The following is a 16,062-nucleotide window of genomic DNA, read 5'->3' as shown; positions in this document are numbered from 1 at the left end:
GCAGCACTTCGGAGGAGCTACCCCATGAACGCAACGCGCATCGTCGGCATTCTTCTGATCGTGGCGGGCATCGCCGCCCTGGCGCTCGGCAGCTTCAGCTTCACCAAGGAAACCCACCAGGCCAAGCTGGGCCCGCTGGAGTTCTCGGTGAAGGAGCAGGAAACCGTCAACCTGCCGGTGTGGGCCGGCGTGGCGGTGATCGTGGTGGGCGGGGCGCTGGTGCTGTTCGGCGGCAAGCGCGGCTGAGGCGCTTCAGCCCAGGCCCGCCAGCAGTTTCGGCAGCAGGTCTTCCGAAGCCCCGCGCAGCACCGCCGAAGCCGCATCGTCCAGGTGCGGCAGCGGCTCCAGGTTCAACGTGACGAGCCGCGCGCCGTGCGACAGAGCGGCCTGCGGCAGCTCGGCCGCCGGGTAGACGATGGCCGTGCTGCCGACCACCAGGAAAAGATCGCACTCCTGCGCCGCGACCTGCGCGTCGAGCAGCACGCCGGGGTTGAGCATCTCGCCGAACATCACCACGTCGGGCCGCGCATGCGAGCCGCAGCGCAGGCAGCGGTGAAAGGGCCACGGGCCGCTGCGGTTGCCGCAGCGGTCGCAGCGCCAGCGGCGCAGCGAGCCATGCAGCTCGAGCACGTCCTGCCCGCCGGCCAGCGTCAGCAGGCCGTCCACGTTCTGGGTGACCAGCCGGGTCGCCGGGCGCAGCCGCTGCAGCTGCGCCAGCGCGGCATGGCCCGGATTGGGCTGCGCCGATTCGATCACCGACAGGCGCTGCGCCCAGAAGCGCGTGAAGCCGGACGGGTCCCGCTCGATGTCCTCGGCGTGCGAGAACTGCAGCGCGTTCTGGCTTTTCCAGAGCCCGTCGGCATCGCGGTAGGTCGGGATGCCCGAGGCGCGCGAGAGGCCGGCGCCCGAGAAGACGACGATGCGCCGCGCGTTGCGCAGCAGGTCGGCGGCGCGCTGGAGAGAAGCGGAAGGATCGTGAAGGTCGGGGACGGCAGGCGTCATCGCTCGGGTCTGGAGGAACTCGCCGCGGGCGTAATGGCGGAGGCCGGTGCGCCCAGGCGTTGCGAGACGGTGTCGGCACAGGCCTTGAGCGCACGGGCGATGTCGCCGTCCCACGCGGTATTGAAGATGCCGGCCGGCCCGATGGCGGTCACGGCCAGCACGATGGCGCCAGTGTGGTCGAAGACGGGCGCGGCCATGGCGCTGACGCCTTCGATGACCTCGCCGTCGGAGCGGCTGATGCCGTGCGCGCGCACTTCCTGCAGCTGGCACTCGAAGTCGCTCCACGAGGGCAGCGGCTGCACGCGCGGCATGCCGGCGGGCGGCGCCGGCTCGCCTTCCTGCGGCGGCTTCTGGCGCCGGCGCTCTTCCTCGAGCAGTTCGCGCACCACCGCGGCGTCGAGGTAGGTGGCGAAGAGGCGGCCCGAGGCGGTATGGGTCAGCGAGAACACCGTGCCGTGGCGCATGTTCACGTGCACCGGCGACGGCGACTCGGCCGTGCGCACGATGGTGGCGCCGCGCGCGCCCCACATGGCCAGCGCCACGGTGTGGCCGGTCTGCTGGGCGAGCTGGGCGATCAGCGGGGTGGCGATGTGCACCGGATCGGCTTGCTGCAGGCTGATGAGGCCCAGTTGCAAGGCGAGCGGGCCGAGCAGATAGTGGCCGCTGGCGCGGTCCTGCTCGATGAGGCCCAGGCGCCCGAAGCTGACCATGTACGGATGCGCCTTGGCGGCCGTCATGTCGGCCTCCCTCGCCAAGTCCTTCAGCGCCATCGGCCGGCCATGGTGCACCAGCGCGCGCAGCAGCTGGCCACCGACCTCGATGCTCTGGATGCCGCGCTGGGCGCGGTCGGTGTCACTGGCTGCCATGGCCCGCCGATCGTTCGTTCATGAAGAAGGCATTAGACATTAACTGATGGCAGGCTTACACTGCGAAAATTCGTTAACCGCAAATTGATTCGCCTTAGACGAATTCAATAACCATTCACCCCACCCACGGAGACACCGATGAGCCAAGCCAAGAAATTCGCCAGCCAGGCCGACATGGAAGAAAAGAAGGTCACCTTCAGCCAGATCTCGGAGCACGCCTGGGCCTACACCGCCGAAGGCGACCCGAACACCGGCATCATCATCGGCGACGACTGCGTGCTGGTGGCCGACACCCAGGCCACGCCCGCGATGGCGGCCGACGTGGTGCGCCGCATCCGCGAAGTGACCGACAAGCCCATCAAGTATGTGGTGCTCACCCATTACCACGCGGTACGCGTGCTGGGCGCAGCGGGCTACGGCGCCGAGCACATCCTGGCCAGCCAGGACACGCGCGACCTGATCGTCGAGCGCGGCGAGGAAGACAAGGCCAGCGAGATCGGCCGCTTCCCGCGCCTGTTCCAGAACGTCGAGACCGTGCCCCCGGGCCTGACCTGGCCCACCCTGACCTTCACCGGCAAGATGACCCTGTGGCTCGGCAAGCTCGAGGTGCAGCTCATCCAGCTGGGCCGCGGCCACACCAAGGGCGACACCGTGGTCTGGCTGCCGCAGGAACGCACGCTGCTGTCGGGCGACCTGGTCGAGTTCGGCGCCACGCCGTATGCCGGCGACGCCTACTTCAAGGACTGGCCGCAGACGCTGGACAACATCGCCGCGCTCAAGCCCGCCGCGCTGGTGCCGGGCCGCGGCGCCGCGCTGACCACGCCCGAAGCCGTGGCCGAGGGCCTGACGGGCACGCGCAACTTCATCTCCGACGTGTACGCCAGCGTGCAGGAAGGCGTCAAGGCCGGACGCGACCTGAACGCGGTCTACAAGGAGACCTACGAGAAGCTCAAGCCCAAGTACAGCCAGTGGGTGATCTTCGACCACTGCATGCCCTTCGACGTGAGCCGCGCCTACGACGAGGCCTCGGGCCATGCGGACCCGCGCGTGTGGACGGCGCAGCGCGACATCGACATGTGGAAGGCCCTGGAAGGCTGATCCCGCGTGGCTCCCTCCCCGTTGGGGAGGGCTGGGGTGGGGGCAGGCAGAGCGCCAGTTTCGAGCGCCGCCGAGCCCCCATCCCGACCTTCCCCCAAAGGGGAAGGAGCAAGACAAAGACAAAAGACACGGAGACAAGTACGTGATCGACTACCAAAGCCTGCGCTTCGATTACAGACGCCACGCCGACCAGAACGCGTCCCCGCCCGCCCGCCACCCCGTGGTGATCGTCGGCGCCGGCCCCGTGGGCCTCACGCTGGCCATCGACCTCGCGCTGCGGCAGGTGCCCGTGGTGCTGCTGGACAACGACAACACCCTCTCGAGCGGCTCGCGCGCGATCTGCTTCGCGAAGCGCACGCTCGAGGTGTTCGATCGCCTCGGCTGCGGCGACCGCATGGTCGACAAGGGCGTGTCGTGGAACGTAGGCAAGGTGTTCTTCCACGACGAGCAGGTCTACCGCTTCGACCTGCTGCCCGAGCCCGGCCACGAGCGCCCGGCCTTCATCAACCTGCAGCAGTACTACGTGGAGGGCTACCTGGTCGAGCGCGCCGCATCGCTGCCGCTGATCGACCTGCGCTGGAACCACAAGGTGACCGGCATCGAGCAGCGCGAGGACGGCGCCGTGCTGACCGTGGAAACGCCCGACGGCAGCCACCGGCTGCAGGCCGGCTACGTGTCCGCCTGCGATGGCTCGCGCTCCAACCTGCGCCAGCTGCTGGGCCAGGAGGCCAAGGGGCGCGTGTTCCGCGACCGCTTCCTGATCGCCGACATCACGATGGACGCGCACCTGCCCACCGAGCGCCGCTTCTGGTTCGACCCCTCGTTCCATCCGGGCCAGAGCGTGCTGCTGCACAAGCAGGCCGACGGCATGTGGCGCATCGACTTCCAGCTCGGCTGGGACGCCGACCCGGTCGAAGAGCGCAAGCCCGAGAACATCACGCCGCGCGTGCGTGCGCTGCTCGACAGCATCGGCTTCGAGGGCGTGCAGTTCCAGATCGGCTGGGCCAGCGTCTACACCTTCGCCTGCCAGCGCATGGAGCGCTTCCGCCACGGGCGCGTGCTGTTCGCGGGCGACTCCGCGCATGGCGTGTCGCCTTTCGGCGCGCGCGGCGCCAATTCGGGCGTGCAGGACGCGGACAACCTCGCCTGGAAGCTCGCGGCCGTGGTGCAGGGCGACGCGCCCGACGCGCTGCTCGACACCTATGCCAGCGAGCGCGAATACGCGGCCGACGAGAACATCCGCAACTCCACCCGCGCCACCGACTTCATCACGCCCAAGAGCGAAGTGAGCCGGCTGTTCCGCGACGCGGTGCTGGAACTCACCAAACGCCACGCCTTCGCACGCACGCTGGTCAACAGCGGCCGCCTGTCGGTGGCCACGGTGCTGCGCGATTCGCCGCTGAACACGCCCGACGCCGACACCTTCGCCGGCGCGATGGTGCCCGGCGCCGCAGCGGCCGACGCGCCCGTCGCGCGGCCCGACGGCAGCACCGGATGGCTGCTGCGCGAGTGCCATGCCGGACGCTTCACCGCGCTGGTGTTCGGCAACGGCAACGCGGCAGATGGCAGCCTGCAGGTGCTGAAGGACAGCGGCATGGCAATGCACATCGTGCGCGTGGAAGGCGGCGGCACCGAGGCCGACCTCGCCACGCAGCGCTACGACGCGCAGCCCGGCACCGTGTACCTGCTGCGGCCCGACCAGCACGTGTGCGCGCGCTGGCGCAAGCCCACGGCGGCGAACATCCGCGCGGCGGTCGACCGCGCACTGGCCAAGGCATGAACCCGATGCAACTGATCACCACCCCCCACCTCGAAGCGCCCGACGACTTCTACGAGGCGCTCATCGAGGCGCACCAGGGCCTTTCCACCGAGGAAAGCCACGCCTTCAACGCGCGCCTCGTGCTCGTGCTGGCCAACCACATCGGCTCGCTCGCCGTGCTGCGCGAGGCCTTCGACGCCGCGCGAGCCGGCTGAGCACCGTCACCGATTCCAACCTCATCGCGATTTTTCGAAAGAGAAAGCCCATGACCCAAGCAACCCCAGCTTCCGACCGGCGCTACCAGAGCGGCTTCGGCAACGAGTACGCCTCCGAGGCCGTGCCCGGCGCCCTGCCCCAGGGACGCAACAACCCGCAGCGCGGCCCGCTCGACCTGTACACCGAACTGCTCTCGGGCACGGCGTTCACCGCGCCGCGCCACGAGAACCGCCGCACGTGGCTCTACCGCCGCCAGCCCTCGGTGGTGTCGGGCCGCTACCAGCCCTACGCCCAGGCGCACTGGACCACCGGCGCCGACCGCGAGATCGCGCTGCCGCCCGAACCCCTGCGCTGGCATCCGCAGCCGCTGGACAGCGCAGGCGAGGCCGACTTCATCGACGGCATGCACACCATCGCGGCCAACGGCGATGCCGAGTCGCAGGTCGGCATCGGCTCGTTGATGTACCTGGCGGGCCGCTCGATGGAACGCCGCGCCTTCGTCAACGCCGACGGCGAGATGCTGCTGGTGCCGCAGCAGGGCCGCCTCGTCATCACGACCGAGCTCGGCGTGCTCGACGTGAAGCCCGGCGAGATCGCCGTGCTGCCGCGCGGCATGGCCTTCAAGGTGGCGTTGCCCGACGGGCTCTCGCGCGGCTACGTGTGCGAGAACTACGGCGCGCACTTCCGCCTGCCGGAGCTGGGCCCGATCGGCTCGAACGGCCTGGCCAACGCGCGCGATTTCCAGGCGCCGGTGGCGGCCTTCGAGGAAGAGGAAGGCGGCTACGAGATCGTCAAGAAGTTCGGCGGGCGCTTCTGGCAGGCGCCGATGAAGCAGTCGCCCTTCAACGTGGTCGCCTGGCACGGCAACCTGTCGCCGGTGAAGTACGACACGGCGCACTTCATGGTGATCGGCTCGATCAGCTTCGACCATCCCGATCCGTCGATCTTCACGGTGCTGACCTCGCCGAGCGACACGCCCGGCACGGCCAACTGCGACTTCGTGATCTTCCCGCCGCGCTGGATGGTGATGGAGAACACATTCCGCCCGCCATGGTTCCACCGCAACCTCATGAGCGAGTTCATGGGCCTGGTGCTGGGCGAGTACGACGCCAAGCCGGGCGGCTTCAAGCCCGGCGGCGCGAGCCTGCACAACTGCATGGTGCCGCACGGCCCCGACGAGGAAGCCTTCGACAAGGCCACCCACGCCGACCTGAAGCCGCACAAACTGGACAACACGCTGGCCTTCATGTTCGAGAGCCGCTACCGCTTCATCCCGACGAACTTCGCGCTCAAGAGCCCCGCGCTCGACACCGACTACGCCGACTGCTGGGCCGGCCTGAAAGACCAATTCAACAAATGAAACCCACCCCCGTTTCTTGCTCACTTTGTGTAGCCGAATCCCCCCTCAAGGGGGCGACACCAGCGGCCCGGCGAAGCCGGTTCCGCGGTGCCTCCCGAACGGTCTTCGCTTCGCTCGCCGCTGTTGCAGGCATCGCGCTCGTTACGCCGGCCTCCGCGTTTGCGGCCGACTACCCGACCAAGCCCATCCGCTTCGTCGTGCCCTACACGCCCGGCGGCACCACCGACCTGGTGGCGCGCACGGTGGGCCAGAAGGTGTCGGAGAAGCTGGGCCAGCCGGTGCTGATCGACAACCGCGGCGGCGCGGGCGGCAACATCGGCATGGACGCGGTGGCCAAGGCCGCGCCCGACGGCTACACGATCGGCTTCGGTGCCATCTCGACCAACGCGCTGAATCCGCACATCTACAAGTCGATGGCCTTCGACCCGCGCAAGGACTTCACCGCCATCAGCCTGCTGGGCACCTCGACCATCGTGCTCGAAGTGCCGGCGGCCTCGGCCGTCAAGACCGTGCCCGACCTGATCGCCGCGGCGAAGAAGAACCCCGGCCTGCCCTACGCCACCGCGGGTGCAGGCACCTCGATGAACCTGGCCGGCGTGATGTTCGCGCAGATGACCGGCACCGAGCTCGTGCACGTCGCCTACAAGGGCAGCGGCCCGGCGATCACCGACATGCTGGGCAACAACATCGGCGTGATGTTCGACAACCTGCCGGCATCGCTGCCGCACATCCAGGCCGGCAAGCTGCGCGCGCTGGCCGTGGCGGGCCCCACGCGCTCGCCCTCGCTGCCCGACGTGCCGACGATGGCGGAAGCCGGCCTCAAGGGCTACGCGCTGGAACCGTGGTTCGGCGTGTATGGTCCGGCCAGGCTGCCCGCGCCGATCGTGAAGGCGCTCAACGAGGCCTTCGTGGAAGCGCTTGCCATGCCCGACGTGAAGGCCAAGCTGCAGCAGGCCGGCTTCTCGCCGCGAGGCTCGACCGCGCAGGAGCTGACGACGCTGACCGAGACCGAATACAAGCGGCTGGGCGACGTGGCCCGCAAGGCCGGCATGACCGCAGAGTAAGGCTCGCCCCCAGGCTTGCCCACTTCGTGTGGCCGCCACCCCCCTTCCGGGGGCAACACCTGCGGCCCGGCGAAGCCGGTTCCGCGGTGTTCCTCGACAGAGTCCGCCCCTCCAGAACATTTGCTTGAAAGACATCCATGACCGCACTCAACGCCACCCATGACCCGAAGCTGCGCAGCTGGGTCGCCTCGGCCAACCAGGCCGGCACCGACTTCCCGATCCAGAACCTGCCCTTCGGCCGCTTCCGCGCCGCCGGCAGCGCCGAGGCCTTCCGCATCGGCGTGGCCATCGGCGACCAGGTGCTCGACTTGAAGGCCGCCGGCCTGATCGACACCGACGACATGAACGCACTGATGAATTTCAGCGCGAACGAGCGCCAGGCGCTGCGCGCGGCCATCTCCGCCGGCCTGGCCGAAGGCAGCGACAGGCAGGCCGCGTGGTCGAAGGCGCTGCTGGCGCAGGCCGATGCCGAGATGACCGTGCCCTGCCGCATCGGCGACTACACCGACTTCTACACCGGCATCCATCACGCCACCACCATCGGCAAGCTGTTCCGCCCCGACCAGCCGCTGATGCCCAACTACAAGTGGGTGCCCATCGGCTACCACGGGCGTGCATCGTCAATCCGCGTGAGCGGCCAGGTCTTCAAGCGCCCGCAGGGCCAGACCAAGGCGCCCGATGCCGAGTCGCCGAGCTTCGGCCCGTCGAAGCGGCTCGACTACGAACTGGAACTGGGCTTCCTGGTGGGCCGCGGCAATGCGCTGGGCGAACCGATCGCCATCGGCGAGGCCGAGGAGCACCTGTTCGGCGTGACGCTGCTCAACGACTGGTCGGCGCGCGACGTGCAGGCCTGGGAATACCAGCCGCTGGGCCCGTTCCTGTCGAAGAGCTTCGCCAGCACGCTGTCGCCGTGGATCGTGACGACGGAGGCGCTCGCGCCGTTCCGCGCGAAGTTCGAGCGCCCGGCGGGCGACCCGCAGCCGCTGCCGTACCTGGACTCGGCCGCCAACCGCGAGAGCGGCGCGCTCGACATCACGCTCGAGGTGTCGCTGCAGACCGCGAAGATGCGCGCCGAGGGCCAGGCCGCGGTGCGCCTCACGCGCGGCAACACCACCGAGGCCGCGTACTGGACGCCCGCGCAGCTGATCGCGCACCACACGGTGAACGGCTGCAACCTGCAGCCGGGCGACCTGCTGGGCTCGGGCACGCTGTCGGGGCCGAAGCCCGACGAAGCGGGTTCGCTGATCGAGCTGACGCTCGGCGGCAAGCAGCCGGTCACGCTGCCGAACGGCGAGAAGCGCACGTTCCTGGAAGACGGCGACACGCTGGTGATTCGCGGCTACTGCGAGCGTGCGGGTGCTGTGCGCATCGGGCTGGGCGAGGTCAGCGGAACGGTCGTGGCCTGAGGTGGGAGCGCCCCTCTCCCGCCTGCGGAAGAGGGAAAGGATGGAGGCTGTCGGCCTCACGGCATCGCGCCGGCGTCATCGCCGCGCACCCTCACCCCTGCCCTCTCCCCAAGGGGAGAGGGAGCAAGACAGGTTCGGGGCATTTGTGCGGAGGTTCGAGGGTTGTACCTCTGTCTCCGGGAAAGAGAGCCGGGGCGTCGGCCTGCAAACCGCGCGGACCCGGTTGCCGCTGGCCCCATCCCGGCCCTCCCCGGAAGGACAGGAGGCCATGCAGGGTCAGGACGCCACCACCAGGGATTCACGGTGTTGCGCCCCTGCCCACCTGCGGAAGAAAGACAGCGCGAGGGCAATCGACCTCACGGCATCGAGCGGCTTCGATCGCCGCTCACACTCCCGACCATGAGAGAGAAGGCAGGAGATCAGGGCGCGGTTGCCGGCGTGGCCACCGGCACCGGCCAGGCGACTTCGCTCGCCACGCGCGGCTTGCCCATCGGCGCGCCGGCCTTGCCGGTCTTGATGGCCGCCAGGTCGGCCTCGCTCGGGTACTGGTTCGCAAGCCAGTAGTCGAACACGCGGCGCGCGATGGGTGCCGCGGCCCCGGCGCCCCAGCCGGCGTTCTCCACGATCACGGCGACCGCGATCTTCGGATCGTTCACCGGTGCGAACGCCATGAACAGCGCATGGTCGCGCTGGTGCTCTTCGAGCGCACGGGCGTTGTACTTGGTGTTCTGGGCCTGCGTCACTGCCTGCGCGGTGCCGGTCTTGCCCGCGGCCTGGTAGCTCGCACCGGCGAACACGCTGCGTGCCGTGCCGCTGGTCACCACGCTGGTCAGGCCCTCGCGGATCACCGAGATGTTGGCGGCCGAGAAGCCCAGGTTCTCCGCCGGCGGCTGCGGCAGCGGCACGACCTGCCCGCTCACCGTGTTGCGCGTGGCCAGCACGAGGTGCGGCTTGTGCTTGATGCCGCCGTCGGCCACGATGGACGTGGCCTGCGCCAGCTGCAGCATGGTGAAGTTGTTGTAGCCCTGCCCGATGCCCAGCGAGATGGTCTCGCCCGCGTACCACTTCTTCTGCTCGGGGCGCTTGTACGTGTTGCGCTTCCACTCGGTGCTGGGCAGCACGCCCCGCACCTCGCCGCCGAGGTCGATGCCGGTGATCTGGCCGAAGCCCAGCGGCTTCATGAAGTCGTGGATCAGGTCCACGCCCATCTCGTTGGCCAGCGAGTAGTAGTAGATGTTGCTCGACAGCTGGATCGAACGGCGCATGTCGACGCCGCCCAGGTTGCCTTCGGGGCTGCCGAAGCGGTGGCCGCCGAAGTTGAAGTACCCGGGGTCGTTCACCACCACGTTCGGACCGCGCTTGCCGGTCTGCAGCGCGGCCAGCGCCATGAAGGGCTTGTAGGTGGAGCCCGGCGGATAGGTGCCGCGCAGTGCACGGTTCAGCAGCGGCTTGTCGAGCGACTCGGTCAGCGCCGCCCAGCTTTCGTTGTCGATGCCCTCGACGAACAGGTTGGGATCGAAGGTGGGCTTGCTCACGAAGGCCAGGATCTCGCCGGTCTTCGGGTCGATGGCCACCAGCGCACCGCGGCGGTCGCCGTACATGTCCTCCACCAGCTTCTGCAGCTTGATGTCGAGCGACAGCATCACCGTGTTGCCGGGCGTGGCCGGATGGCTCGCCAGGCGCCGCACGGCACGCCCGCCGGCGGAGGTCTCCATCTGCTCGACGCCGGTCTGGCCATGCAGCGTCTTCTCGTAGCTCTGCTCGATGCCGAGCTTGCCGATGTAGTCGGTGCCCTTGTAGTTGGCCTGCTCTTCCTCGTCCCAGTCTTCCATCGCGACCTTCTCGCGCTGGTTGATGCGGCCGATGTAGCCGAGCACATGCGCGGCCAGCTCGCCCTGCGGATAGTTGCGGAACAGCCGCGCCTTGATCTCCACGCCCGGAAAGCGGTATCGCTGCGCGGCGAAGCGCGCGACTTCCTCGTCGCTCAGGCGGGTGCGGATGGGAATGGAGTCGAAGCTGCGCGAGTCCTCGCGCAGCCGCTTGAAGCGGCGGCGGTCGCGCGGCGAGATTTCCAGCACCTGGGTCAGGCTGTCGATGGTCTCCTCGACGTCGCCCACCTTCGAAGGCGTGATCTCCAGTGTGTAGGCCGAGTAGTTCGAGGCCAGCACGATGCCGTTGCGGTCGAGGATCAGGCCGCGGTTGGGCACCACCGGCACCACGGCCGTGCGGTTGCTCTCGGCCTGTTCGGCCAGGTCTTCGTGCCGCGTGATCTGCAGGTACACCAGCCGCGCGCAGAGCAGGCCGAACGCGAAAAGCACGGCCAGCCCGATGACGATCACGCGGCGCTTGAAGCGCGCGAGATCGGCGGCAACATTGCGGATTTCGGTCATGGCGGTGGGAGCTTAGGCGCGCGCAGGTGCGATGGCAAATGCGGCCCGAAGGCACGAAGAGCGCCGACGATCCATCGCGGAACACCGCGCAGCGGACCTTGCCGGCCTGCGGGCGTTGTCACCGGCGGCACGAAAGAGACGCGGCACGAAGTGCGCGAAGCCTCGGGGTGAACTCATAACGGGCGGTTCTCGTCCGGTTCCGGCGTGCGGCGCTGCGGCGCGAGCAGCAGCGCCGTCGCGAGCGGCCACAGGGCAGCCTCGATCGCGGGCGAAGCCAGCACCGACCAGCCTGGAAACACACCGCCGCCGATCAGTCGCGTGACGACCTCGATCAGCTGCGAGAGCGCGAACAGCGGCAGCACCTGCAGCGCCTGCGACAGCACCGGATACCACAGCAGGCGCCTGTGGATGGTGATCGCGAAGAAACCCAGTGTGGTGTAGGACAGCGCATGCTGGCCGAGCATCGACGACTGGTGCACGTCCATGCACAGGCCGAAGACGAAGGCCGCGCCGATGCCCACGCGCGCGGGCTGGTGCACGCCCCAGAACACGATCACCAGCGCCAGCAGGTCGGGCATCCAGACCGCACGGCCGATGGGAATCATGTTGACGAGCAATGCCGCCACCAGGCTCGTCCACATGAAGAAGGGGCTGACGGGCAGCAGCAGCTGCTGCTGGCCTGGACGCTTGATCAACGGCGCTCTCCCGGCTTCTTCTCGTTCTTGCCGGCCCCGGGCTTGCCCTCGGGCCGCTTGCGCGGCGCGGCAGCCGGTGCGGGCGGCGGCGGCGCGGCCGGATTGCCCGTGGGTGCGAGCACCAGCACGTAGCGCGCAGCGGTCACGTGGGCCAGCGGCACGCAGTAGATGCGCGCGAAGGCCGAATCGGCGCGGCGTTCGATGCGCTCGATCTTCGCCACCGGCAGGCCGGCGGGGTAGATGCCGTCGACACCGCTGGTGGAAAGCAGGTCGCCCTCCTGCAGGTCGGCGTTGGCGGCCATGAAGCGCAGCTCCAGCCCGCCGCCGTGGGCCGAGGCATCGCCGAAGGCCACGCTGCGCACGCCCGTACGGGTGTTCTGCACGGGAATGGACAGGTCTCGGTCGATCACGAGCGTGACCTCGCTCGTGAAGGGCAGCACCTGGGTGACCTGGCCGAGCACGCCGCGCGAATCGATCACCGGCGAGCCGGGCTGTATGCCCTGGGCGAGCCCCTGGTCGACGACGATCTTGCGGGTGTAGGGGTCGGCCGCGTCATAGAGCACCTCGGCGGCGCGGCCCGGCGTGGTAGTGGTCTGGCGCAGCTCGAGCAACTCGCGCAGTCGGGCGTTGTCCTGCGCCAGCGTGTCGGCCTGGGCGGCGCGTTCGGCCTGCATCATGAGTGCCTTGCGGGCGTCTTCCTCGTTGCGCTGCGCGGTCTGCAGGTCTTCGAGATAGCGCCCGCCACCGAGCACCACCTGCACCGGTTTCAGCGCCACCCATTGCACCGGGTACAGCACGGCGCCGAAGGCCGCGCGGATCGGCTGAACGATGTGGAAGCGGGCGTCCGCCACCATGAGGAACAGGGCCAATGCGCCGAAGAAGATCAGCTTGCTGAGCGCCGACTGCCCCTGGTTGAACAGGGGTGGCGCTGTGCGATCGAGCGTGCCCAGAGGCATGAATTCGGCCTAGCCTAGTTTTCACCGCGCCGTGCGCGACTTGCAACGCAGGAAATTAACACACGATCCATTGCCAGGAATACCGCGGAACCGGCTTTGCCGGGCCGCGGGCATTGCCCTGGGCAGGGGATTGGCGCAACGACGCGAAGTGCGCGAAGCCTGGGGGTGTACCTTGGTTATTCGCTCGTGAAGATGCTGCCGAGACGGTCCATGCGCTCGAGAGCGATGCCGCAGCCGCGCACCACGCAGGTCAGCGGATCTTCGGCGACCAGCACCGGCAGGCCGGTTTCCTCGGCCAGCAGGCGGTCGAGGTCGCGCAGCAGCGCACCGCCGCCGGTCAGCATCATGCCGCGCTCGGCGATGTCGGCGCCCAGTTCGGGAGGGGTCTGCTCGAGCGCGTTCTTCACGGCCGAGACGATGTTGTTGAGCGGATCGGTCAGGGCTTCCAGCACTTCGTTGCTGCTGATGGTGAAGCTGCGCGGCACGCCTTCGGAAAGGTTGCGGCCCTTGACTTCCATTTCCTTGACTTCGGAGCCCGGGAAGGCCGAGCCGATGTTCTTCTTGATGACTTCGGCCGTCGGCTCGCCGATCAGCATGCCGTAGTTGCGGCGGATGTAGTTGATGATGGCTTCGTCGAAGCGGTCGCCGCCCACGCGGACCGAGCCCTTGTAGACCATGCCGCCCAGCGAGATGACGCCCACCTCGGTGGTGCCGCCGCCGATGTCGACCACCATCGAGCCCGAGGCTTCGCTGACGGGCAGGCCGGCGCCGATGGCTGCCGCCATGGGTTCCTCGATGAGGTAGACCGACGTGGCGCCTGCGGCCTCGGCCGCGTCCTTGATGGCGCGGCGCTCGACCTGAGTGGAGCCGCAGGGCACGCAGATGATGATGCGGGGGCTCGGCGTGAGCAGCGTGCGCGGGTGCACCATCTTGATGAACTGCTTGATCATCTGCTCGGTGATCACGAAGTCTGCAATGACGCCGTCCTTCATCGGGCGGATCGCCTCGATGTTGCCGGGCACCTTGCCCAGCATGGCCTTGGCCTCGCGGCCGACGGCCTGGATCACCTTCTTGCCGTGCGGGCCGCCTTCGTGGCGGATCGCGACGACGGAGGGCTCGTCCAGCACGATGCCCTTGTTGCGGGCGAATATGAGGGTGTTGGCGGTGCCGAGGTCGATCGCAAGGTCGGTGGAGAAGTACCGACGGAAAGCTCCAAACATGTGCGGAATCCTCTGAGCACGGCCTGCGCATCGGCAGGTCGTCGCTCTATTTTTTGAGTCGTTTGACGGGGTGGATTGATCGTTTTTGGCGCAAAAGCCGGCGCGTTCGCGGGGGTTGCGGCAAAGGCGGGATAATACCCGAATCCCCTCTGATTCCTGTATTAGCACCCGCTTCGGCGTGCGATTCCCCCCGCTTTTTTGGGCCGTTCCGTTCTATGTCACTTTCCGCTTCCGATATTGCGCGCATCGCCTCGCTGGCGAGGCTGCAGCTCGCTCCTGACGAAAGCGAGCGCATGCTCAGCCAGATCAACGGCTTCTTCGACCTGGTCGAACGCATGCGTTCCGTGGACACCTCCGGTGTCGAGCCGCTGGCCCATCCCGTGGCCGCCCTCGAAGACATCACGCTGCGCCTGCGCGACGACGTGGTGAGCGAACCCGACAACCGCGAAGCCAACCAGAAGAGCGCCCCGGCCGTCGAAGCCGGCCTGTTCCTCGTGCCCAAGGTGATCGAATGATGAGCAGCGGTGAATTGCACCAATTGAGCGTGGTCGCGCTGGCCAAGGCACTGGCCGAGCGCAAGGTCTCGGCCGTCGAGGCTTCGCAGGCTTTCCTGGGCCGCATGAAGGCCCACGAGTCGCTCGGCACCTTCGTCGACGTGAACGAAGAAGCCACGCTGGCCCAGGCCCGCGCCGCCGACGCGCTGATCGCCGCGGGCAACGCCCCGGCACTGGCCGGCGTGCCGATCGCGCACAAGGACATCTTCGTCACCACCGATTTCGCCACAACAGCCGGCTCGAAGATGCTCGCGGGCTACCGCTCGCCATTCGACGCGACCGTGGTGAAGCGCCTGGCCGAGGCCGGCGCCGTCACGCTGGGCAAGCTGAGCTGCGACGAGTTCGCGATGGGCTCGGCCAACGAGAACGTCGCCGTGCCCGCAGTCGGCCACGACAAGGCCGTGCCGGTGCGCAATCCCTGGAACCGCGAGCGCATTCCGGGCGGCTCGTCGGGCGCCAGCGCGGCCGCCGTTGCCGCGCGCCTGGCCCCCGCGGCCACCGGCACCGACACCGGCGGCTCGATCCGCCAGCCCGCTTCGTTCTGCGGCGTGACCGGCATCAAGCCGACCTATGGCCGCGCCTCGCGCTACGGCATGGTGGCCTTTGCCTCGAGCCTCGACCAGGCCGGCCCGATGGCGCGCTCGGCCGAGGACTGCGCGCTGCTGCTGTCGGCCTTCTGCGGTCCCGACCTCGACCGCGACTCCACCTCGCTCGACAAGCCCGCCGAAAACTTCGGCCGCTCGCTGAACGACTCGCTCGAAGGCCTGCGCATCGGCGTGCCGAAGGAGTTCTTCGGCGAAGGCGTCGCACCCGGCGTGCGCGCGGCGGTCGATGCGGCGCTTGCGGAGTACGAGAAGCTCGGCGCGAAGCGCGTCGAGGTGAGCCTGCCGCGCACCGAGCTGTCGATTCCCGTGTACTACATCCTGGCCGCGGCCGAGGCGTCGAGCAACCTGAGCCGCTTCGACGGCGTCAAGTTCGGCCATCGCGCGAAGGACTTCTTCGATCCGAACGACAAGAAGCGAAGCGCGCTCACGCAGATGTACGAGCGCACGCGTGCCGAGGGCTTCGGCGACGAGGTGAAGCGCCGCATCATGATCGGCACCTACGTGCTCTCGCACGGCTACTACGACGCGTACTACCTGCAGGCGCAGAAGGTGCGCCGCATGATCGCCGACGACTTCCAGCAGGCCTTCAGACAATGCGACGTGATCGCCGGCCCCGCCGCGCCCACCACCGCCTGGAAGCTCGGCGAGCACGGCGACGATCCGGTGGCCGACTACCTCGCGGACATCTTCACGCTGCCCGCATCGCTGGCCGGCCTGCCCGGCATGAGCGTGCCCGCGGGCTTCGATGGCGGCATGCCCGTGGGCCTGCAGCTGATCGGCAACTACTTCGGCGAAGCGAAGCTGCTCAACGCAGGTCACCGCTTCCAGCAGGCCACCGACTGGCATTCGCGCGCACCGCAAGGCTTCTGAC

Annotated in this window: 15 protein-coding genes; 9 read left to right on the top strand and 6 right to left on the bottom strand. The window is 68.6% G+C overall.

Features of this window, described 5'->3' with window-relative positions:
• The first annotated feature begins 24 nt into the window (after window positions 1-24).
• Complete coding sequence (locus AACL56_RS04305; protein WP_339088595.1) at window positions 25-246, top strand: hypothetical protein; 222 nt, start codon at window positions 25-27, stop codon at window positions 244-246.
• A gap of 6 nt (window positions 247-252) precedes the next feature.
• On the opposite strand, the gene AACL56_RS04300 is transcribed toward AACL56_RS04305, so the two are convergent.
• The gene (locus tag AACL56_RS04300) at window positions 253-1,002 is read right to left on the bottom strand and encodes an SIR2 family NAD-dependent protein deacylase (protein WP_339088594.1); all 750 of its coding nucleotides are present in this window, start codon (window positions 1,000-1,002) and stop codon (window positions 253-255) included.
• Complete coding sequence (locus AACL56_RS04295; RefSeq protein WP_339088593.1) at window positions 999-1,868, bottom strand: IclR family transcriptional regulator; 870 nt, start codon at window positions 1,866-1,868, stop codon at window positions 999-1,001. Before AACL56_RS04295 ends, AACL56_RS04300 begins: the two co-directional genes overlap by 4 nt.
• A 138-nt stretch (window positions 1,869-2,006) precedes the next feature.
• Between AACL56_RS04295 and AACL56_RS04290 the strand changes: the two genes are divergently transcribed.
• From AACL56_RS04290 to fahA, 6 genes are all read left to right on the top strand, one after another.
• Entirely contained in the window at window positions 2,007-2,966 is a 960-nt protein-coding gene (locus AACL56_RS04290; protein ID WP_339088592.1) for an MBL fold metallo-hydrolase, read from the top strand.
• A 142-nt stretch (window positions 2,967-3,108) separates the two neighbouring features.
• Window positions 3,109-4,746 carry an FAD-dependent oxidoreductase gene (locus AACL56_RS04285; protein ID WP_339088591.1) on the top strand — a complete coding sequence of 546 codons (1,638 nt, stop codon included), beginning with the start codon at window positions 3,109-3,111 and terminating at the stop codon, window positions 4,744-4,746.
• A 5-nt stretch (window positions 4,747-4,751) separates the two neighbouring features.
• The gene (locus AACL56_RS04280; RefSeq protein ID WP_339088590.1) at window positions 4,752-4,940 is read left to right on the top strand and encodes a DUF2783 domain-containing protein; all 189 of its coding nucleotides are present in this window, start codon (window positions 4,752-4,754) and stop codon (window positions 4,938-4,940) included.
• 50 nt (window positions 4,941-4,990) lie between these two features.
• Window positions 4,991-6,301 (top strand): homogentisate 1,2-dioxygenase, encoded by a 1,311-nt coding sequence (gene hmgA / locus AACL56_RS04275; protein WP_339088589.1) that lies wholly within the window; start codon window positions 4,991-4,993, stop codon window positions 6,299-6,301.
• On the top strand, window positions 6,298-7,365 hold the full coding sequence (locus AACL56_RS04270) for a Bug family tripartite tricarboxylate transporter substrate binding protein (protein ID WP_425336982.1): 1,068 nt from the start codon (window positions 6,298-6,300) through the stop codon (window positions 7,363-7,365). Before hmgA ends, AACL56_RS04270 begins: the two co-directional genes overlap by 4 nt.
• 137 nt (window positions 7,366-7,502) lie before the next feature.
• Window positions 7,503-8,771 (top strand): fumarylacetoacetase, encoded by a 1,269-nt coding sequence (gene fahA / locus AACL56_RS04265; protein WP_339088588.1) that lies wholly within the window; start codon window positions 7,503-7,505, stop codon window positions 8,769-8,771.
• A 419-nt stretch (window positions 8,772-9,190) separates the two neighbouring features.
• On the opposite strand, the gene mrdA is transcribed toward fahA, so the two are convergent.
• The 4 genes from mrdA to AACL56_RS04245 form a co-directional block, all read right to left on the bottom strand.
• Window positions 9,191-11,161, bottom strand: a complete 1,971-nt coding sequence (gene mrdA, locus AACL56_RS04260; RefSeq protein WP_339088587.1) for a penicillin-binding protein 2 — start codon at window positions 11,159-11,161, stop codon at window positions 9,191-9,193.
• Between the two features lie 173 nt (window positions 11,162-11,334).
• Complete coding sequence (mreD, locus tag AACL56_RS04255) at window positions 11,335-11,856, bottom strand: rod shape-determining protein MreD (RefSeq protein WP_339088586.1); 522 nt, start codon at window positions 11,854-11,856, stop codon at window positions 11,335-11,337.
• Window positions 11,853-12,812, bottom strand: a complete 960-nt coding sequence (gene mreC / locus AACL56_RS04250) for a rod shape-determining protein MreC (RefSeq protein ID WP_339088585.1) — start codon at window positions 12,810-12,812, stop codon at window positions 11,853-11,855. Before mreC ends, mreD begins: the two co-directional genes overlap by 4 nt.
• Window positions 12,813-12,988: 176 nt before the next feature.
• Window positions 12,989-14,032, bottom strand: coding sequence for a rod shape-determining protein (locus AACL56_RS04245; RefSeq protein ID WP_007833435.1), 1,044 nt, complete (start codon window positions 14,030-14,032; stop codon window positions 12,989-12,991).
• Between the two features lie 215 nt (window positions 14,033-14,247).
• Here AACL56_RS04245 and gatC point away from each other — a divergent pair, with 215 nt between their 5' ends.
• The gene (gatC, locus tag AACL56_RS04240) at window positions 14,248-14,547 is read left to right on the top strand and encodes an Asp-tRNA(Asn)/Glu-tRNA(Gln) amidotransferase subunit GatC (protein ID WP_339088584.1); all 300 of its coding nucleotides are present in this window, start codon (window positions 14,248-14,250) and stop codon (window positions 14,545-14,547) included.
• Window positions 14,547-16,061, top strand: a complete 1,515-nt coding sequence (gene gatA, locus AACL56_RS04235) for an Asp-tRNA(Asn)/Glu-tRNA(Gln) amidotransferase subunit GatA (RefSeq protein WP_339092795.1) — start codon at window positions 14,547-14,549, stop codon at window positions 16,059-16,061. The genes gatC and gatA overlap by 1 nt, the downstream gene beginning before the upstream one ends.
• Window position 16,062: the final 1 nt, after the last annotated feature.

Source organism: Variovorax paradoxus (assembly GCF_902712855.1).
In the GTDB taxonomy this organism is placed as follows: Bacteria; Pseudomonadota; Gammaproteobacteria; order Burkholderiales; family Burkholderiaceae_C; genus Variovorax; species Variovorax paradoxus_Q.
This window is presented reverse-complemented; position numbering and strand designations above follow the sequence as displayed.